Origin of the sequence: Zobellia alginiliquefaciens (genome assembly GCF_029323795.1) — a bacterium.
Classification (GTDB): domain Bacteria; phylum Bacteroidota; class Bacteroidia; order Flavobacteriales; family Flavobacteriaceae; genus Zobellia; species Zobellia alginiliquefaciens.
The window spans coordinates 1,159,367-1,180,211 of sequence record NZ_CP119758.1 but is presented as its reverse complement, the minus strand read 5'-3'; the positions used below and the strand labels follow the sequence as shown (position 1 = coordinate 1,180,211).

The 20,845-nt window shown below is 38.3% G+C and carries 18 protein-coding genes; all 18 read left to right on the top strand.

Annotation, left to right across the window (positions count from 1 at the left end; all coding sequences use genetic code 11):
- Nucleotides 1-40 precede the first annotated feature (40 nt).
- The 18 genes from ruvA (at nt 41) to P0077_RS04910 (ending at nt 20,844) form a co-directional block, all read left to right on the top strand.
- Entirely contained in the window at nt 41-622 is a 582-nt protein-coding gene (gene ruvA / locus P0077_RS04995; protein WP_276168040.1) for a Holliday junction branch migration protein RuvA, read from the top strand.
- A 5-nt stretch (nt 623-627) separates the two neighbouring features.
- A complete protein-coding gene (gene sov, locus P0077_RS04990; protein ID WP_276168039.1) occupies nt 628-7,824 on the top strand; it encodes a T9SS outer membrane translocon Sov/SprA in 7,197 nt (2,398 codons plus the stop codon).
- 161 nt (nt 7,825-7,985) lie between these two features.
- On the top strand, nt 7,986-8,366 hold the full coding sequence (gene gcvH, locus P0077_RS04985) for a glycine cleavage system protein GcvH (protein WP_276168038.1): 381 nt from the start codon (nt 7,986-7,988) through the stop codon (nt 8,364-8,366).
- Nucleotides 8,359-8,760 (top strand): VanZ family protein, encoded by a 402-nt coding sequence (locus tag P0077_RS04980; protein ID WP_276168037.1) that lies wholly within the window; start codon nt 8,359-8,361, stop codon nt 8,758-8,760. Before gcvH ends, P0077_RS04980 begins: the two co-directional genes overlap by 8 nt.
- A gap of 53 nt (nt 8,761-8,813) precedes the next feature.
- A complete protein-coding gene (locus tag P0077_RS04975) occupies nt 8,814-9,518 on the top strand; it encodes an energy transducer TonB (RefSeq protein ID WP_276168036.1) in 705 nt (234 codons plus the stop codon).
- Between the two features lie 174 nt (nt 9,519-9,692).
- Entirely contained in the window at nt 9,693-10,592 is a 900-nt protein-coding gene (gene cyoE, locus P0077_RS04970) for a heme o synthase (protein ID WP_276168035.1), read from the top strand.
- A 5-nt stretch (nt 10,593-10,597) separates the two neighbouring features.
- On the top strand, nt 10,598-11,179 hold the full coding sequence (locus P0077_RS04965; RefSeq protein WP_276168034.1) for a cytochrome c oxidase subunit 3: 582 nt from the start codon (nt 10,598-10,600) through the stop codon (nt 11,177-11,179).
- Nucleotides 11,180-11,276: 97 nt separating this feature from the next.
- Nucleotides 11,277-12,266: a cytochrome c oxidase subunit 3 gene (locus tag P0077_RS04960; protein ID WP_276168033.1), complete on the top strand. Its 990-nt coding sequence runs from the start codon at nt 11,277-11,279 to the stop codon at nt 12,264-12,266.
- Between the two features lie 51 nt (nt 12,267-12,317).
- Nucleotides 12,318-12,701: a cytochrome C oxidase subunit IV family protein gene (locus P0077_RS04955; protein WP_276168031.1), complete on the top strand. Its 384-nt coding sequence runs from the start codon at nt 12,318-12,320 to the stop codon at nt 12,699-12,701.
- Between the two features lie 103 nt (nt 12,702-12,804).
- Entirely contained in the window at nt 12,805-13,443 is a 639-nt protein-coding gene (locus P0077_RS04950) for a hypothetical protein (protein ID WP_276168029.1), read from the top strand.
- A 26-nt stretch (nt 13,444-13,469) separates the two neighbouring features.
- Nucleotides 13,470-14,192 (top strand): SCO family protein, encoded by a 723-nt coding sequence (locus P0077_RS04945; protein WP_276168028.1) that lies wholly within the window; start codon nt 13,470-13,472, stop codon nt 14,190-14,192.
- The gene (locus P0077_RS04940) at nt 14,193-14,726 is read left to right on the top strand and encodes a DUF420 domain-containing protein (RefSeq protein ID WP_276168027.1); all 534 of its coding nucleotides are present in this window, start codon (nt 14,193-14,195) and stop codon (nt 14,724-14,726) included.
- A gap of 79 nt (nt 14,727-14,805) precedes the next feature.
- The gene (locus tag P0077_RS04935; protein WP_317172027.1) at nt 14,806-14,997 is read left to right on the top strand and encodes a hypothetical protein; all 192 of its coding nucleotides are present in this window, start codon (nt 14,806-14,808) and stop codon (nt 14,995-14,997) included.
- Nucleotides 14,998-15,097: 100 nt separating this feature from the next.
- The gene (locus P0077_RS04930; RefSeq protein ID WP_276168025.1) at nt 15,098-16,342 is read left to right on the top strand and encodes an ABC transporter permease; all 1,245 of its coding nucleotides are present in this window, start codon (nt 15,098-15,100) and stop codon (nt 16,340-16,342) included.
- 31 nt (nt 16,343-16,373) lie between these two features.
- Complete coding sequence (locus P0077_RS04925) at nt 16,374-17,633, top strand: ABC transporter permease (RefSeq protein ID WP_276168024.1); 1,260 nt, start codon at nt 16,374-16,376, stop codon at nt 17,631-17,633.
- Nucleotides 17,634-17,694: 61 nt separating this feature from the next.
- On the top strand, nt 17,695-18,807 hold the full coding sequence (locus P0077_RS04920; RefSeq protein WP_276168023.1) for an efflux RND transporter periplasmic adaptor subunit: 1,113 nt from the start codon (nt 17,695-17,697) through the stop codon (nt 18,805-18,807).
- Nucleotides 18,808-18,920: 113 nt separating this feature from the next.
- Nucleotides 18,921-19,625, top strand: a complete 705-nt coding sequence (locus P0077_RS04915; protein WP_194524739.1) for an ABC transporter ATP-binding protein — start codon at nt 18,921-18,923, stop codon at nt 19,623-19,625.
- Nucleotides 19,615-20,844 (top strand): ABC transporter permease, encoded by a 1,230-nt coding sequence (locus tag P0077_RS04910; RefSeq protein WP_194524738.1) that lies wholly within the window; start codon nt 19,615-19,617, stop codon nt 20,842-20,844. The genes P0077_RS04915 and P0077_RS04910 overlap by 11 nt, the downstream gene beginning before the upstream one ends.
- Nucleotide 20,845: the final 1 nt, after the last annotated feature.

The window sequence follows — 20,845 nt, the reverse complement described above, 5'->3', positions numbered from 1 at the left end:
ATCGGCCGGACAATGTAACCCCAAAAAAACCACCTCGAACATGATCACTCATCTTAAAGGAAAACTTGTAGAGAAAAACCCAACTTACGTTGTAATTGAATGTTCAGGAGTTGGTTATTTTGTCAATATTTCTTTAAACACCTTTTCTAAGGTTGGTGATTCAGAGAATATTAGTTTGTTCACCCATCTTCAGGTAAAAGAAGATTCACACACTTTGTTTGGTTTTGCAGAACGGTCAGAACGTGAGATTTTTCGTCTTTTGTTATCTGTTTCGGGTATTGGTTCAAGTACGGCAAGAACCATGCTTTCTTCATTGGAACCTGCCCAGATCAGAGATGCGATTGCTAATGGAGATGTGCCCACAATTCAATCTATTAAAGGTATAGGAGCTAAAACGGCCCAACGTGTAATTCTAGACCTTAGGGATAAGATTTTAAAAGTTTACGATATAGGTGAAGTTTCCGCTCCTGCGAACAATACAAATAAAGAAGAAGCGTTATCTGCTTTAGAGGTTCTTGGCTTTGTAAGAAGATCCGCCGAAAAGGTAGTAGACAAAGTACTTATCCAAGACCCCTCGCTCAGCGTAGAGAACATTATTAAACTTGCGCTTAAAAATTTATAACAAGTTTGAAAACAGGGGCCAAACTATTACTTAAATCACCATTTAAGCTTACACTCCTATTTTTATTTTTGCTCGTTTCCTCCGGTATATCGTATGCTCAAGAAACAGAAAATGAAGATAGGGAAGAGCAAGAAGTGGATTCCGTAAAAACCGGTTTTTCTTTGGGTAAGCTCAAAATGGAAAACCCGGAAAGTATCGTTTCTAAATACGAATACGACCCAAATCTTAATATGTACATCTATTCTGAAAAGGTAGGTGATTTTGATATTGGGTACCCTGTTATTTTAACACCGGAACAATATTACGAGCTGGTTCGCCAAGAAGGAATAAAAGACTACTTTAAAGAAAAATCAGATGCTTATGCTGGTAAAAAAGAAGGTAGCGAAGAGGCCCGAAAAAATTTACTTCCTAATTTCTATGTAAACAACAGTTTTTTTCAATCTATTTTTGGAGGTAATACCATAGAAGTGATTCCTCAAGGTTCCGTGGCTATGGATTTAGGTGTTATTTGGCAAAAGAATGACAACCCTTCCTTGTCTCCAAGAAACCGTACTAATCTTTCTTTTGATTTTGATCAGCGTATTAGTTTAAGTATGTTGGGTAAAATAGGTGAACGTTTGCAAGTAACCGCTAACTATGATACTGAAGCAACTTTTGATTTTCAGAATATTGTAAAACTGGATTATACACCTACAGAGGATGATATTATCCAGTCTATAGAAGTGGGTAACGTAAATATGCCGCTCAACAGTTCTTTAATAACTGGGGCACAAAGTCTTTTTGGCGTTAAAACACAGCTTCAATTCGGTAAAACTACCGTTACAGCGGTCTTTTCTGAGCAACGTTCACAAAATAACACGGTTGTAGCGCAAGGTGGTGGTACGGTAAATGAGTTTTCGGTTTCAGCATTACAGTATGATGAGGATAAGCACTTCTTTTTAGCGCAGTACTTTAGGGATAATTATGATGAGGCATTGGTGAACTATCCTTATATAAGGAGTCAAGTTCAAATTACTAGGTTAGAGGTCTGGGTTACAAACCGTAGTCAACAAACGCTTAACGTTCGTAACATAGTAGGTATTCAGGATTTGGGTGAATACGATCCTCTTATGGCCGGAGAGAACAAAACCAGAATTGGGCAAAATGCACCAGGAACTTTTTTTAATACAAATAGTGGACAGCCTAATGAATTGCCTCGTAACAACGCCAATGATTATGATCCTGCTGAAATAGGTAAGGGAGGTGCGCTTACACAGAGTATTAGAGATGTAGCAACTATAGAACAGGGTTTTAACGTTGCTGGTTACCAGCCTAACCAAGGGTTTGATTATGCGTATTTAGAAAATGCTAGAAAATTAGAGTTAAGTAGGGATTTTCAGTTTAACTCTCAATTGGGTTATATTTCGTTAAATCAACGTTTAAGCAATGACGAAGTTCTGGCTGTTGCATTTCAATATACCTATAATGGAAAAGTATATCAGGTAGGTGAATTTGCCAATGGAGGATTAGATGCAACTACAGTTTCTGGCTCTATTGATAACCCTATTATTGATAATAACACACTGGTCTTAAAACTTCTTAAAAGTAATATTACAAATGTGTCAGATCCTATTTGGGATTTGATGATGAAGAACATTTACGCCACAGGTGCCTTTAGGTTGAGTGAAGAGGATTTTAAAATGAATATTCTGTATTCCAATCCAACACCAAGAAACTATATTACTCCGGTTGAAGATTTCCCGAACCAAACGGATGGAGGTAAACCTTTGGAAGAACGCATATTACTTGATGTATTTAATTTTGATAGGTTAAATGCCTATAACGATGTGCAACCTGGTGGAGATGGATTTTTTGATTTTGTACCCGGACTTACCGTAGATACGCAAAACGGACAGATTATATTCACTAAGGTGGAACCTTTTGGGGAATATCTTTTTGAACGTTTGGGAGGTGGAGATTATAATACGGAAACTGGGTATAACGCTAACCAAGCGAAATATGTATTTAGGGATATGTATGAGCTTACCAAATCTGCAGCCTTACAAAACCCTGAAAAAGATAAGTTCCTGTTAAAAGGTAGATACAAATCAGAAGGTAGTAACGGTATTCCTATTGGAGCGTTTAATGTACCACGAGGTTCAGTACGTGTTACCGCTGGAGGAAGGCAGTTACAGGAAGGAATTGATTATACGGTAAACTATCAGGCGGGAACGGTTCAAATTCTTGATCCAAGTTTAGAAGCTTCTAATACACCTATTAATATTTCGGTAGAAAATAATGCAGTTTTCGGCCAACAAACCCGTCGTTTTACGGGTGTAAATGTTGAACATCAGTTTAATAAGAATTTTGTTTTAGGCGCCACTTTGTTAAACCTAAATGAAAGGCCATTAACCCAAAAGTCCAACTTTGGCGTAGAGCCTGTCAATAACACCGTATTCGGAATCAATGGAAATTTCTCAACAGAAGTCCCGTTTTTGACCCGTTTGGTCAATAAGCTACCCAATATTGATACAGATGTACCTTCTAATATTTCGGTACGTGGTGAAGTGGCTTGGTTAAAACCAAACTCTCCTAAAAATGCCGATTTTCAAGGAGAAACAACTACCTATTTAGATGATTTTGAAGGAGCGCAGGCATTAATAGATATTCGCTCTTCCTTAGGTTGGGCACTTGCTAGTACGCCGTTGGAATTTTTAGATGCACCTACGCAGAAAGGATTGGAGACAGGATTTGGTAGGGCTAAAACGGCTTGGTATACAATTGATCCAGTATTTTATACCAACCAAAGACCAGCTAGTATCAGTGATAATGATATTTCAACGAACGCTACAAGAAGAATATTTATAGATGAAGTATTCCCAAAAGTAGAAGTAGCTCAGGGGCAGACACGCCAACAGACTACATTAGATGTGGCGTACTACCCGGAAATGAAAGGTCCGTATAATGCCAACGGTAATTTTGAGACCGTATCACCAAATGACAAATGGGGTGGTATTATGCGCTCTTTGAGCAGTACCAACTTTGAACAGGCCAATGTTGAGTTCGTTCAATTTTGGGTAATGGACCCATATTTAGAAGGAACCGCAACAAGCCAAGGTGAACTAGTTTTTAACTTGGGTAACATCTCCGAGGATATTTTGGCTGATGGACTCAAACAATATGAAAACGGACTTCCTATTGATGGGCAGGGCAGTGTAAAGCCTGAAAATCCTACTTGGGGCCCAGTGCCCGCTACACAGGCTTTGGTATATGCTTTTGATGTTAATGAGGGTAGCCGTACACAACAAGATCTTGGTTTTGATGGTTTAAATGATGCGGGAGAGGCTGCAATTTATGGGAACGATAATCCTGAAGATCCGGCGTTGGATAACTATGAATATTTCTTGCAACGTGATGGGGGCATACTTAATAGATACCTAAATTTCAATAACCCGCAGGGGAACTCGCCAGTTGAGGTTACCAATGATAATAGGGGGTCTACTACGTTGCCCGATGTTGAGGATATTGATCGCGACCTTACCATGAATACGGTAAATAGTTATTATGAATACCGAATTCCTATTAAGCCAAATACAACGATTAATGATAAATATGTAACCGATATTCGTGACTCATTGGTGCTTTCTGGAACTAGGATTCCAAACGAAAGTACGGTGCGTACCCGTTGGATACAGTATAAAATTCCATTGAGCGATTTTACTGAAGCTGTTGGTGGGATCAATGATTTTAGGTCTATCAGTTCTCTAAGAATGTATCTAACAGGTTTCTCTAGTGATGTGCTCTTGCGTTTTGCTACCTTGGATTTGGTGCGTGGCGATTGGAGGACATACACAAAATCTCTTGATGTAGACGACCCTAATACGGCAGATGATGCTACCACTTTAGATGTTAATGCGGTAAACGTTCAAGAAAATGAGAATAGAACCCCTATTCCGTATGTGTTGCCGCCAGGTGTGGTTAGGGAGCAATTGAACAACAATAATACCATCATTCAACAGAACGAGCAGTCCTTGTCTTTGGTTGTGGAAAACCTAGAATCTCAAGATTCACGAGGTGTTTTTAAAAGTTTGGATATAGATGTGCGTCAGTATGAGAAATTGAAAATGTTCATACATGCCGAGAAAATTCTAGAGACAGATAGTTATAGCTTAGATGAACCTTTGGTTGGTTTCCTTAGAATAGGAACTGATTTCTCGGAGAACTTTTATCAATTGGAGATTCCCTTGGAGTTCACACCGTTTGGCTCAAGTTCTGAGGAAGCCGTTTGGCCGGACAATAACCAGATGGAGATTGTGCTGGCGGACCTTAATAAGGTTAAGTCGGTTTGGATTGCTGGTAGTGATCTAAGTGAAATAAGATATTTTGAAGTAATAGATGGGGAAGTAGTTCCTGTAGATGCACTTTCTGCGCGAACCCCGGGTAGATTACGTATTGGAATCCAAGGTAATCCTTCTCTAGGAAGCATTCGCAGTATGATGGTGGGTGTGAAAAACGTAGGTCGGGTTCCGGCAAGGGGTGAGGTTTGGTTTAATGAATTGCGTTTGGCCGGTTTGGATAATGAAGGTGGTTGGGCCGCATTGGCTGCAGTGGATGCTAATTTTGCGGATTTTGCCAATGTCTCCGCTACAGGTAGTACAAGTACTTCCGGTTTTGGCGCTATTGATCAGATGCCCAATGAGCGAGCTAGGGAAGACGCTCTTTCTTATGATGTGGTTACCAATGTAAACCTAGGTCAGTTGTTGCCTAATAAATGGGGAATTCAACTTCCGTTTAACTATGGAATATCGGAGCAAATGATAACACCAGAGTTTGATCCTGTGTATGACGATTTAAAACTACAAGATAGAATTGATGCCGCAGATACTCCGGAAGAAGCAAAAGCTATTGAGCAGCAAGCGGAAGATTATACAAAAAGAACCAGTATCAACTTTATTGGTGTTCGTAAGGATAGAGGAGAAGAGGCTGATGCTAATTTCTATGATATAGAAAACTTTACTTTTAATTATTCATATAACGAGACCAACCATAGAGATTTTGAAATTGCTTCGTTAGAAGATAAGAACGTGGCTGCCGGTTTTGTATATAATCATAATTTTAAGCCCGTTGAGGTAGCCCCTTTTGCTAAAAACGATTCTCTTTTTACGGGTCAGTATTGGAGGTGGCTCAAAGAGTTGAACCTAAGTTTACTACCAACAAGTGTTTCTGTAAATTCTAATATAGATAGGCAGTTTAATCAACAGCGATTTAGAGATGTTGTAGAAGAGGGAGTGGATAAACTGGAGTTGCCTACTTTGCAGCAGAGAAATTACCAGTTCAATTGGCAGTATGCGGTAAATTACAGTCTTACCAAATCGTTACGTTTAAATATGACGGCAAGTAACAACCATATAGTTAGAAACTATTATGAAGATTATGTTACGGATACCGGAAGTGAGGATAAGCGCATAGACGAAACTTTAGGTTTATGGGACGGTTTTTGGGATTTAGGGGAGCCAAATAGACATTCGCAGCAATTAGAGCTCAATTATGACCTTCCGTTCAGTAAGATTCCTGCGCTAGACTTTATTAATGCACAATACAGTTATACCAGTAATTTTGATTGGCAACGTGGTGGTGATGCTTTAAGGGAAGTAGCTCTAGAGGATATCAATACAGTACAGAATGCCAGCACCCATAATATTACGGCTAATTTAAGCATGCAAAAGTTCTATGACTTGATAGGGCTTAAGAAGCGTAGCGGTAAACCGGCAGCCAATAGGGCGCCAGTGCGCAGGGATAAAGCAGGGAACCCAGCATCAAACGGAGAAAAAACGGAGAAGAAAAGTAGCGGACTTTTTAATACGGCAGTGGATGTCCTTACCATGGTAAAGCGTTTGAACGTAAATTATAATGAAAGCAGGGGTAAGGTTTTGCCTGGGTATACGCAGTCGGTTGGTTTTGTAGGTTCGTTAAAGCCTTCCGTTGGTTTTGTATTCGGTAGTCAGGCAGATGTACGTTTTGATGCGGCTAGAAAAGGATGGCTTACCGGTTTTGAGGAGTTCAATGAGCAGTACATTCAAAATATAAATAGACAACTTAATATTACGGCTACGGCACAACCTATTAAAGATTTGACTATAGATTTATCTGCGGATAGACAGTTTTCAGATAGTTATCAGGAGAATTTTAGTGTAATCCGTAACAATGCGGATGGCTCGTTGGAATATAATAATCTTTTGGGTAATAACTATGGGAACTTCAGTATCTCAACTGTTATGATCGGTACCGTTTTTAATAAGAGTGATGAGTTTGATTCCAAAACTTTTGAGCAATTCAAACAGAACAGGATTACCATCGCCAATAGATTAGTTGCGGATAGAGGAGAGATTCCTGGGGAATTAGATGCAGATGATTTTCCGGAAAAATATGGTAAAACTCAACAAGATGTGTTGCTTCCGGCTTTCTTTGCGGCGTATACAGGACAAGATGCAGAGCGAGTGAATTTAGATGCTTTCCGTGATATTCCTATTCCTAATTGGAATTTAAAGTTTACGGGACTTATGCGGAATAAGTGGTTCAAGAAAACATTTCAGCGTTTTTCTTTGAGTCATGGATACCGTGCAGCGTATAGTATTAACTCTTTTCAGACTAATCTTGAGAAAACGCAGTTAGAAAATGAGGGTTCTTCTGCTGTAGATCCTGAGACCGGAGATTTAATGCCTGACCTTATATTGAATAATGTGGTATTGAACGATGAGTTCAATCCGCTAGTTCGTGTAGATTTTGAGATGAAAAACTCAGTAAGCGTTTTAGCGGAAATGAGAACCAGTAGAACCTTGGCGCTTAGCTTTGATAATAACCTTATGACCGAAATGAACGGTAAGGAATATACTGTGGGCTTAGGGTATCGCTTTAAGGATGTAAAGTTTGTTACGAACATTGGTGGAAACAAAACCCGTTTAAAAGGTGATTTGAATCTAAAGGCAGATGTTACCTTAAGGGATAACATCACCATAATAAGAAACTTGGATATAGATAACAATCAGATTACTTCGGGTCAGAATTTATTATCCATTAAGTTTACTGCAGACTACGCATTAAGCAAAAACTTGAATGCCCTGTTCTTCTATGATCATTCGTTCTCTCAGTTTGCCGTATCTACGGCTTTTCCACAGACCACAATCAACACCGGGTTTACTATACGGTACAATTTTGGTAACTAATCTACACCTTTGGATTATAGGTGAACCTCATGTGGTGTAGCAATCTATAAAGAGGGGAATATTAAGTTAGGGTAATATTTTTCATTTCCTTGTCAACTTGGTCTTGTTTTTTTGAATACTCTTTCAGAAAACAATACATTTGTTTCAATAAAAATAAGACCATGAATATACCTGCAGAATTAAAGTATACGAAAGACCATGAGTGGATTAAAATAGATGGTGATATAGCTACAGTAGGCATTACCGATTTTGCCCAGAGTGAATTGGGAGATATTGTTTATGTTGAAGTAGAGACCGTAGATGAAACTTTGGATAGAGAAGAAGTTTTTGGTACGGTTGAAGCTGTAAAAACCGTATCTGATTTATTTCAACCTTTGAGTGGAGAGATTATTGAGTTCAACGAAGAATTGGAAGATACGCCTGAAAATGTAAATTCAGACCCCTACGGTAAGGGCTGGATGGTAAAGATAAAAATCAGTGATGCTTCTCAGGTAGACGATCTTTTGTCTGCGGATGACTATAAATCGCTTATTGGTGCTTAAAAACCGTAAGTATACGATTGCTTTTATAGGTTGGATGGTATTCGTTACGTTTACTAGTCTAGCCTCTTTCTCTGATACAGATGCCGCAGATATAGATATTCCAAACCTTGACAAGGTGGTGCATTTTTCTTTTTATTTTGGTGCTGCTTTTTTAGCCGTATTGTTTATTAAGGAAATATCCAATGGAACTATGGAGTTGCGTAAGGCTGTTTTTTTAGCCATGATCGGAGCAGTTATTTATGGTATAATTATTGAGGTATTACAATATAGTTTTACGGCGGATCGCCATGGCGATATTCTAGATGCTTTGGCAAATAGTGTGGGTGCAATCTTTGGCTCGTTAGCCGTTAAATCCCTTTTTTCAAGCGAAAGGTGGTTAAAATGGAAAAATTAGTTGCTTGTTAAAGGATTATTTAATTAAATTAGCAAACATTAAAATACAAAATTATGGAACCGAAAAAGAACCCGAAAGCAGATATAGGTCGTAACAGCGGACTCTATTTTGTTGTTGGACTGGCACTTACAATGGCATTGGTGTATACCGCTTTAGAGTGGAAAACGTATGATAAGACCAATGATTATGACATTTCTATGAACGTTGATGAAGATTTGGATGAAGAGGTTCCAATGACAGAGCAAATTAAGACGCCACCGCCACCACCGCCACCAGCGGCTCCGGAAATTATTGAGGTTGTTGAAGATGAAGAAGAAGTTGAAGAAACTGTAATCGAATCTACAGAGACCAGTCAGGAAGAAGAAATCATTGAAGTAGAAGATGTAATTGTAGAAGAAGAGGTAGAGGATGTAGACGTACCTTTCGCAGTTATTGAAGATGTGCCTATTTTTCCAGGTTGTGAAAGTGAGTCTGATAAAAGGGCTTGTTTTCAGAAAATGATGCAGAAGCATATTGGTAAAAACTTCCGATACCCGGAAATTGCTCAAGAAATGGGTGTTCAAGGTAGAGTTAGTGTAATGTTTACTATTCAAAAAGATGGTAGCATCGGTAACGTAAGAATGCGTGGACCGGACAAAAACTTAGAAAAAGAAGCTGCACGTATTATTAGCAAGCTTCCTAAAATGACGCCAGGTAAGCAACGGGGTAGGGCTGTAAGGGTTCCATTTAGTATTCCTATTACTTTTAAGTTGCAGTAAACTACTCAAACATTATATATAAAACCTGTCTACTTGTAGACAGGTTTTTTTATGCTGTTTTGTTTTGGGGTAATTACAGTGTTTGTTAGGTCTATTGGGTATATAATAGAAAGATGCACAATTGGTTGCAGAAATAGAGGTTGAAAGCTATCTTTGCGGTTCGAAAAAAGATGAATGAAGACAGCGGTGGATACGGCAACAGCTCCTACTTTGGCGTTGGCAATGGCCGATTTTAAAGAAATTACAAAAGCTAGACTGGCTATAAGTGTGGTTTTTTCTTCTTTGGCCGGGTATTTACTGGGAGCCTATCAAATTGATGTTGTTTCCCTTTTATTATTGGCCTTTGGTGGGTATTGTATGGTTGGTGCTTCTAATGCATATAATCAGATTATTGAAAAGGATTTGGATGCGTTAATGAAACGTACTCAAAATCGTCCTATTCCTTCCGGTAGGATGTCTGTGAATAAAGCATTGTTCATAGCAGTTTTGCTCACCGTTTTAGGTGTTGTTTCCCTATATATTTTGAACCCTAAGACAGCTATGTTCGGGGCAATCTCCATATTTCTCTATACAAGTTGTTATACACCGCTAAAAACAAAGACGCCGTTAGCTGTTTTTGTTGGTGCCTTTCCGGGGGCTATTCCTTTTATGTTGGGGTGGGTGGCTGCCGCCAATGAATTTGGAATAGAGCCGGGTACTTTGTTTATGATACAGTTTTTTTGGCAATTTCCTCATTTTTGGGCTTTAGGCTGGATGTTGGATGATGATTATAAAAGGGGAGGGTTTAAAATGTTGCCTACCGGTAAAAAAGATAAGGGTACCGCTCTGCAGATTATAATGTATACCATTTGGATGCTGGTTATATCAATAGTTCCCGCATTTGGTTTTACAGGTAGATTGGAACTTTCCGTTCCGGCAGCTGTAATTATATTTTTAATGGGTATGGTTATGTTGGTTTTTGCATTCCTATTATACGAGAGAAGAGATAATGTTACCGCTCGCAAGTTAATGTTGGCCAGTGTTAGTTATATTACGCTAATGCAAGTGGTTTATGTAATAGATAAGTTTATTTAAAGAAGATGGATTTAACAAGAGGAACGGGGAAAGAGAAGAATGCTAGGGCTAAAAAGATGATGCTCTGGTTTGGAATAGTAAGCCTTCTTATGGGGTTTGCAGGTTGGACCAGTGCATATATTGTAAGTAGTTCAAGAGAGGATTGGATCAGTGATTTGCATTTGCCAAGCTCATTCTTGATAAGTGCAGCTATAATTATTGTAAGTAGCCTTACGTATATAATGGCAAAAAATGCCATTAAAAAGGGGAATTCTAAAATGGGGACCAATTGGTTGTTGGCTACTTTAGGACTGGGAATAGCTTTTATTGCGTTTCAGTTTAATGGGTTTTCTCAAATGATAGCTACGGGCTACTATTTTACGGGGCCAACGAGCAACATAAAATTATCATACGTTTTCTTGATTGCAATGGTGCATATTGTGCATGTTGCAGCGGGTATAATTACGTTGTTAGTGGTGCTATACAATCAAATAAGGGGTAAATACTCTCCTCAGGAATATTTAGGGGTAGAACTTGGTTCAACTTTTTGGCATTTTTTAGACCTGTTATGGGTTTATTTACTGGCATTTATGTACTTCGTGGGGTAATAAAATTAAATAAAGTTGGTTTTTCATGTGTATAGTGCTTTCACGATACATAAGAAAACTATAAATTTGTGCAAAATCTAACCATACTACAAAATATATGGATTCAACGGTAACAACTGGTACGGCAGAAGAAAACGTGTGGGGAGGCGGAAATAGCCCCTTAGGTGCATCATATGGTAAAATGATGATGTGGTTTTTTATCGTTTCTGATGCTTTGACCTTTTCAGGTTTTTTGGCTGCTTATGGCTTTTCAAGATTTAAATTTATAGAGACATGGCCGATTGCGGATGAGGTCTTTACTCACGTCCCTTTCTTTCATGGGAATTTCCCTATGATTTATGTGGCATTTATGACCTTCATTCTTATTATGTCTTCTGTGACTATGGTATTGGCTGTAGACGCGGGACATAAAATGAAGAAAAATGCCGTTATCTGGTATATGTTCCTTACTATTATTGGTGGTGCCATATTTGTTGGTTCTCAGGCCTGGGAATGGGGTACTTTTATAAAAGGTGATTTTGGTGCGGTTGAAACCAAAGGAGGAAGGATTTTACAATTTGTAAATGCTGAAACTGGTGAGCGCGCCGCTCTTCGAGATTTTGCAAAGACAATACCTACGGAACGGGTTGAGCATGAAAATAAAAATGGTGTTTGGTTCTTTGATGAAGGTTATAAGCCTAGCTATTCTTTCAACGAAGTTGTAGAAGGTTTTAAAGCTAATCCAAGCATTCTTATCCGTACTGAAGCTATAGTTCAGGAAGGTGAACACGAAGGGCATAAAACATTATTAAATAGAGAAGAGTCTTTGAAGAAAATCAAAGATGGTAAATTGGTAGTGGAAGGCGCAAACCTAATCCGTAATGAATATGGTAGCCGTTTATTCGCAGATTTCTTCTTTTTTATAACAGGTTTTCACGGTTTTCACGTTTTCTCCGGTGTAGTAATCAATATAATCATATTTTTTAATGTGATTTTGGGTACTTACGAGCGTAGAGGACATTATGAGATGGTTGAAAAAGTTGGTCTGTATTGGCACTTTGTAGATTTAGTGTGGGTATTTGTATTCACTTTCTTCTACCTTGTATAACTTTTATTTTTCGCGAAAATCGATATATAACGCATTTGAGATTAATATAATATGGCACACGCACAGAAATTAGAGATTTTTAGAGGACTTCTTAAGTTCAAGACGAATACCCAAAAAATCTGGGGAGTACTTATATTTCTTTCTATTATTACTGCAATTGAAGTGGTTTTGGGTATCGTAAAGCCTAGGGCATTAACACATTCTTATTTTATAGGAATGAAGTTGTTGAACTGGATATTTATCATACTTACTTTGGTAAAAGCATATTATATAGCTTGGGATTTTATGCACTTACGTGATGAAAAGAGTTCTTTAAGAAGAGCAATCGTATGGACGCCTATTTTCCTTGTGGCCTATCTATTGTTCATTCTTCTTTTTGAAGCTGATTATGTGTACAATGTTTATAAAGATGGGTTCATACAGTGGAACTTCTAAATCGTATTATCTTAATAAATTAACAGCATACTAAGACGGTTTAACAACCGTCTTTTTTATTTTTGTAGTTGTTTAAATTTTTTTTGTTCAGCACCCCGTTCCTATGCAGGTAAAAAAGTATTTGGTCTTAGTTGTATTGTTTATTTTGCCAATTGTAGCCTATTTGTTTTTTGCTTCAGGGGTCAATAATTTTGGGAAGCTTTCAATCTTGACCAAAGGGGTCGATGATGTTGCGCATATGGACGGCAACGTTACTTTTAAGGATAAGATTACCATAGTAGGGTTTTTGGGGTCAAATCCTGAAAATAAAAATGGTAATGCCTTCAATCTTAATCAAAAAATCTACAAGCGTTTTTACAAGTTTAAAGACTTTCAGTTCGTAATGGTGATGCCAAAGGGAACAGAAGAACAAGCTGCCGAGTTAAAGAAAGAGTTGGGGCACTTGGTAGATATGAAAAAGTGGAATTTTGTTTTTGGTGATGAAAAACAAGTGAAGGATTTTTTCGCTTCGTTGAAGACGGATTTGCAGTTAGCGGATGATTTAAGCACGCCTTACGCTTTTATAATGGATAAGGACCTAAATCTAAGAGGGAGGTCGGAATCCGGAGATGATGCTACATTATATGGATTTAACGCCACATCCGTTTCTGAGTTGAACAATAAGATGGTGGATGATGTGAAAATCATACTGGCGGAATATCGCTTGGCCCTAAAAAAGAATAGTGCCGACAGGCAGAAATAATAACAGTTTTTGACTTATCAGCTGAAATGAAGAAGTATACATACGTTTGGGTGTCTTTGGTAATACTCGTTTTTGGAATTATTTTTGTTCCTAGAATTGTAGAACGTATTTCTAGTGGAACTATAGTTGAGAATGACCGCATGAATGTTGAGAAGGCTAAAAGTACCTTGTCCTACATCACTTTAAACGGCGAAAAGAAACGTGTTCCTTCTTTTGATTTTATTAATCAAGATAGTTTGGCAATATCCAATTCGGATTATAAAGGCAAAGTGTTTGTAGTAGAGTTTTTCTTTACAAGTTGCCCTTCTATTTGTCCAATAATGACAGAGAATCTAGTAGATATACAGAACCAATTTAAAAATAATGACCAATTTGGAATAGCTTCATTTTCCATAACACCGGATTATGACACTCCTGCGGTATTGAAGGCTTATGCCGAAAAGAATGATATAACCGATTTGGATTGGCATTTGCTAACAGGAGATAAAGAACAGGTTTTTGATTTGGCTAATAATGGTTTCAATATTTTTGCTTCGGAAATGCCGGATGCGCCAGGTGGTTTTGAGCATTCAGGATTGTTTGCCCTAGTGGATAAAGAAGGGTATTTGCGATCAAGAACTGACCAGTTTGGAAATCCTATTATCTATTATAGAGGAGCTATTACCGAGAAGCAGGGCGAAAATGACCACGGAGAAAAGGAGCAAATTTCAATCTTAAAAGAAGATATTAAACGTTTATTGGCAGAATAGATGGAGGATATAATAGCAAAAGAAAAGCGATTTAATAAGCTTATAACCATAGTTTCTATTGTCGTACCAGTAGTGGTAGCGATATTATTTGGTGTAAAAATACCCAATGTAGAAAGACTTGGCTTTCTGCCTCCAATTTATGCTTCTATAAACGGACTTACAGCGGTTTTGTTACTTGTTGCCGTATGGGCCATAAAAAATGGTAATAAGAAATTGCATCAAAATATTATGACAAGCTGTATTGGGTTGTCCCTGCTGTTTTTGGTAATGTATATAGCGTATCACATGACGTCTGAATCCACTACCTATGGTGGAGAAGGTACAATGCGAACGGTATATTTTTTTATTCTAATAACTCATATAGTTCTATCTATAGCAATTATTCCGTTGGTGCTTAAGACGTATGCATTTGCATATCTTGAAAAGTTTGAAAGTCATAGAAAATGGGCAAAGATTACCTTTCCTATTTGGTTATATGTAGCTATTACCGGGGTTGTGGTGTATCTTATGATTTCACCATATTATGTAAGCTAGAAAAATTAAAGTACGTTCAGTCTCTTAAGAAAGTGGAATGAAAAAAAATATATTTATAGTATTGATATTCATCGGCCTCATGTTACCGGAAACAATGGAGGCACAATGCGCAATGTGTCGCGCTGCTTTGGAGAGTAGTGGAGATATAAAGGCTGCTGAAGGAATTAATAATGGTATTGTTTACCTCATGGCGTTACCCTATATCTTGGTTGGTGGGCTCTTTTATTTTGTCTACAAGAAGATGAAAAATAGGTCTCCGGAGGAAGTTTAACATTTCTTTTTGTTTTTTACTGTAACAAATCCTTTTGTTGCTAGTCTTGTAGTTGTACGATATCCCCCATCGTATTCATCAATCAATCAAAATCAACTACATGTTCGACATCGAAAGGTGGCAGGAAATCTTTGATACTATCCGCAAGAATAAATTGCGCACATTTCTTACTGGGTTATCCGTAGCTTCCGGTATATTCATCCTCGTTATATTATTAGGTTTTGGCGAAGGCTTTCGCAACGGCATTGCTCATGAGTTTGAGCAAGATGCCGCTACCAGTGTTTGGGTGTGGCCCGGTACGACCACTAAAAAATACAAAGGCCTTAATCCTGGAAGAAATATTCAATTAACAAACGCCAACTATGAGTTCTCGGCTAAACTGCTAGAGGATGACATTCAATTTAAATCTCCAAGAATTTTTGTTCGTAATGTTTCGGTAACCTACGGTAATGAAGCACTTGTTTACCAAGTTCAGGGAGTTTCTCCACAGTTTCAGTTAATAGAGAATGAAAGAATGTCTGCTGGGAGATTCTTAAATCACCAAGACGAAGTTGCTACCGCCAAAGTAGCGGTAATAGGAAAGAAAGTAGCGGAAGATGTTTTTACGGAGGTGGAGAATCCGGTAGGAGAATTTATTAAAATATCAGGTCTTCCTTTTAAGATAATCGGGGTTTTTAATGAAACAGAAGACCGTGAGGAAGAGCGAATCTTTATACCGGTTACCACAGCTCAAAGTGCTTTTAATGGTGGTACTCGGGTGAATAACCTGGCCTATACATTACCACCTTCCGACAATTTTGAAGAGGTAGTGGCAAAATCGATCCAATTCAAAAATAGTTTACAATCCTATTTGCAGAAAACTCATACCGTAGCTCCAGATGATACCAATGCTATTTTTGTATGGAGTGCTATGGAGGAAGCTAAGCGGTATTATAGTCTTACGGATAACATTGCACTGTTCTTTTGGTTTGTTGGAATCTGTACGATTATAGCCGGGGTAGTGGGGGTAAGTAACATTATGTTGATCGTAGTGCGGGAGCGTACCAAAGAAATAGGGATACGAAAAGCACTCGGGGCAAAACCGTGGTCTATAGTGGGCATGATTTTACATGAGTCCATTTTTATTACATCTATTTCAGGTTTTGCGGGACTTATTTTTAGTATGGGACTGCTTGAGTTTGTGGGGCCTCATATAGAGGTGGATTATGTCATGAACCCATCCGTAAACTTTACCGTGGCCATTTCAACGGTCTTTGTTTTGGTTCTTGCAGGTGCAGTTGCCGGATTTTTCCCGGCATGGCGGGCAGCAAATATTCATACCATTGATGCATTACGAGACGAATAAAAATAAAGTGAACTAACCTGATTATAGAGCTATGTTCAATAGAGACCGTTGGAAAGAAATTTTAGAAGTGTTGACCAGCAATTGGTTCAGGACCGTATTGACCGCATTTGGTGTGTTCTGGGGAATCTTCATTTTAATTCTATTGCTTTCTGCAGGAAAGGGATTGGAAAACGGCATTATGCAAGATTTTGGAGATATCTCTACCAACACTATGTTTATGTGGTCTAGAAGTACCACCAAGTCTTATAAAGGACTCCCTAAAGGCAGAGGTTTTCTTTTTAAGGTAGAAGATGTACAGGCAATAAAAGATAATGTGCCCGAATTAAAATTTATTTCCCCTAGAAATAGACTAGGAGGTTTTAACGGTGCGAATAATGTAGTGCGCGGCATTAAAACGGGAGCATATGATGTATATGGCGATTATCCTGAAATTAGTAAGCAAGATCCAATGACTATGACCTCAGGGAGGTTCTTAAATTACAATGACATCAAGGAAAAACGCAAAATAGCTATTATTGGAGATGGTGTTAGGGCCGGTCTTTATGATAAGGACGAAGAAGTGCTAGGCTCGTTTATAAAAATACAGGGTGTTAATTTTATGGTCGTCGGCACATATAAAAAGAAAAGTAATGATGGCGATGGCGAGGAAGGCCAGAAGCAGATTTTTGTTCCGTTTACCACCTTTTCTCAAGCTTTCAACCGCGGTAATGATGTGGGGTGGATGGCAATTACTGCCAATGACGGTACGTCCATTACAAGTCTAAAGGATAAAATTATGGGAGTGGTAAAGGAAAACCATAAGGTACATCCGGACGACCAACGTGCCGTGGGGCATTTTGATTTGTACGAGCAATTTCAACGCGTGCAAAGCCTATTCGGGGCGTTGCGTTTTATAGCATATTTTGTTGGAATATTGGTGTTGCTCTCTGGGATAATCGGCGTAAGCAATATAATGCTTATTGTAGTGAAAGAGCGTACCAAAGAAATAGGGATACGTAGGGCTTTGGGCGAGGACCCATGGTCTATAAAACTTCAAATTTTAATGGAGTCTATTTTCTTGACCATAATCTCAGGAATGGCCGGTATTACTTTAGGGGCAATTTTTATCTATGGTGTAAATGCTCTTTTGGATATGAACGGTCCGGTAGATATGTTCGTAAATCCTAGTGTTAGTTTAGGAGTGGTAGTAGGGGCCTTGGTAATTCTTATTTTTTCAGGTCTTTTGGCAGGTTTTATTCCCGCTCAAAGTGCTATAAAAGTAAGGCCTATAGATGCACTCAGAACCGAATAATAGTAAGTTGAATTTTAGATTTTAATAGAGGTAAATAGAATAACATCAATCAATCATAAAAATGAAAAAGTCAGTAACCAGAATCGTTCTTTTGCTCATAGTTGTAGCCTTTGGCGGATCCATGTATTACCTATATCAGAAGAATGCCGAAGACCCGGTCGTTTACGAGACGGAGCAAGCATCTAAAAAGACCATTGTAAAGAAAACCGTGGCAACAGGAAGTATATTGCCGTTGGAAGAAGTGCTTATTAAGCCCAATATTTCGGGTGTTATAGAAGAGGTTTTTGTTGAGGGTGGCGATTATGTAAAGTCGGGTGATTTGCTTTGCAGAATAAAAGTGGTGCCTAATTTAAATGCGCTAAACGATGCCAGAAACAATATTGATGAAGCTAAAATAGGTTTAGATGACCAACTTCGTAATCTGGAACGTCAAAAAGGACTGTTCGCAAAAGGGGTCATTTCTAAGGTGGATTTGGAGCGTGCCGAGGTGACTTATGATCAGGCCAAGCAATCTTATGCCGCAGCCAATAAACGATATGATATTGTAAAGACCGGAACCACCAAGGGCTATGGGAATGCTGCAAACACCCAGATTAGAGCTACTGTTAGTGGTATGGTCCTGGAGGTTCCGGTGGAAGTAGGAAACCAGGTTATTGAGAGCAATAATTTTAACGAAGGAACTACTATTGCGGCAATTGCAGATGTGGATAAAATGATTTTTGAGGGAAAAGTAGATGAGAGTGAGGTTGGAAAAATAAAGGAGGACCTGCCATTGGAAATTACCGTCGGTGCTTTGGAAGGAAAGACTTTTGATGCGATCTTGGATTACATAGCTCCAAAAGGAAAAGAAGAAAATGGGGCCATTCAATTTGAAATAAAAGGCACCATGAAAAAGCAGGATTCGGTATTTATTCGCGCAGGTTTAAGTGCAAATGCATCGGTAATTTTAGGTAGGGCAGATAGCGTTTTGGCTATAAAGGAAGCTTTGGTCCAATTTGATGATGAAACGAAATCTCCTTTTGTGGAAATAGCAAACGGAGATCAAAAGTTTGAACGCAAGGATATTGAGCTAGGTATTAGCGATGGGATTTTTGTGGAAGTGAAATCGGGTCTTACGGAAGAGGATAAGATTAAGGTCTGGAATGCTATAGAAAAAGAGGAAGAAAAAGGATAATTTATTATTTAACAGAAAATTTGGAGTCCATCTTGTAACAATTCAGCAACTTACAAGTCCTATTGCCATATTGTTTTGAAAATTCCGAATACAATTAACAATACTACACCACCATGATCGAAATTAAAGACCTTCACAAATCCTATAAAATGGGTAGCAACTCATTACACGTTTTAAAAGGATTGAATTTCAGTATTGCAGAAGGAGAACTAGTAGCTATTATGGGTTCATCCGGTTCGGGAAAATCTACGCTTTTGAATATTCTGGGAATGTTAGATGAAGCAGATTCCGGTACGTATGATTTAGACGGTGTTCCCATAAAAAACCTGAACGAAACAAAAGCGGCCAAGTACCGCAATAGATTTTTAGGTTTTATATTTCAGTCTTTTAATCTTATCAATTACAAGAGTGCCATGGAGAATGTGGCCTTGCCCCTGTATTATCAAAAAGTAGCAAGAAAGGAAAGAGAAGAAAAAGCATTAAAATACTTGGAACAAGTAGGGCTAAAGGAATGGGCTACGCACTTACCCAATGAACTTTCAGGAGGGCAAAAACAAAGAGTTGCAATTGCACGAGCCCTGGCCGCCGAGCCAAAAGTTTTAATGGCCGATGAGCCAACAGGAGCTTTGGATAGCAAAACATCGTATGAGGTTATGGACCTAATTCAAAAAATTAATGACGAGGGAAATACAATTCTTGTAGTAACTCATGAAGAAGATATTGCGCATATGTGCAAACGTATAGTGCATTTAAAGGATGGCGTAATTGTAGAGGATAAAAAAGTAGAACAGGTTAGGGCCGCTCAGTATGTTAAATAGAGACAACTGGAAAGAGATCTTTGAGACTATTCAGAAGAATAAGCTACGTACCTTTTTGTCGGGGTTTACGGTTGCTTTAGGTATTCTCATTTTTGTAGTCCTCTTTGGTTTTGGGAACGGTCTTATCAATACATTTGACGATTTTTTTGGAGATGATGCAACCAATGTTCTTTTTGTGTTCCCGGGTAGGACAACTATGCCATATAAAGGCTACAAATCCAATAGGGTAATTGAGTTTGATAATAGTGATTTGGCAGATATTGAGAAGAACTTTCCATTGTTCTTAGAGTATATTACGCCAAGAATTACCCGTCAAGACACAGTCAGTTATATGAACGAGTCTAACAGTTATACAACTCAAGCCGTTGGACCGGCGCATCAGTTCAATGAAATGACCATTATGATGAAAGGTCGTTATTTGAATGAGCAGGACATTAAGAATAAGACCAAATATGCGGTCATAGGTCGTTTAGTAGAAGAAGATCTTTTTGGAGCCAAGAATGCAATAGGAAAGTATATAGATGTAGGCGGAAGCTCTTTTAAAGTGATAGGTGTATTTCAAGATGATGGTGGGGATAATGAGGAACGTATTATTTTTATACCCTACACTACACGTCAATTAATCGAAAAAAATACAGATAAAATCAATCAAATTGTGGTTGGTTTTAAACCAGAGATCGGGTACGCCGGTGCTATGGCTTTTGATAAGAGTTTGGACAAATTTATACGCTCTAAAAAATATATCAATCCTAAAGACCAGAACGGCATTTTTATAAGAAATATAGCTGATCAGTTAAAGCAAAACCAACAGTTTGCACGTGTATTACAAATTATAGTAGGGTTTGTGGCTTTTGGAACCATCATAGCCGGTATTATAGGGATCAGTAATATAATGGTGTTTGTGGTAAAAGAAAGGACTAAAGAGTTGGGTATACGAAAGGCACTTGGGGCAACGCCAAAAGCTGTTATAGGAACAATTTTATTGGAATCGGTTTTTATTACTACGGTTTCTGGTTTTGTGGGAATGCTTATTGGTATTGTTATTTTAAGTTCTTTGGGAGACAAGCTGAAAGACTTTTTTATAACCAATCCATACATAGATATCAGTATAGCAATTTCAGCAACTATTGTTCTTATAATTTTCGGAGCAATTGCAGGCTATGTTCCGGCAAGACGCGCTGCCCGTATAAAACCCATTGTAGCCTTAAGAGACGAATAAT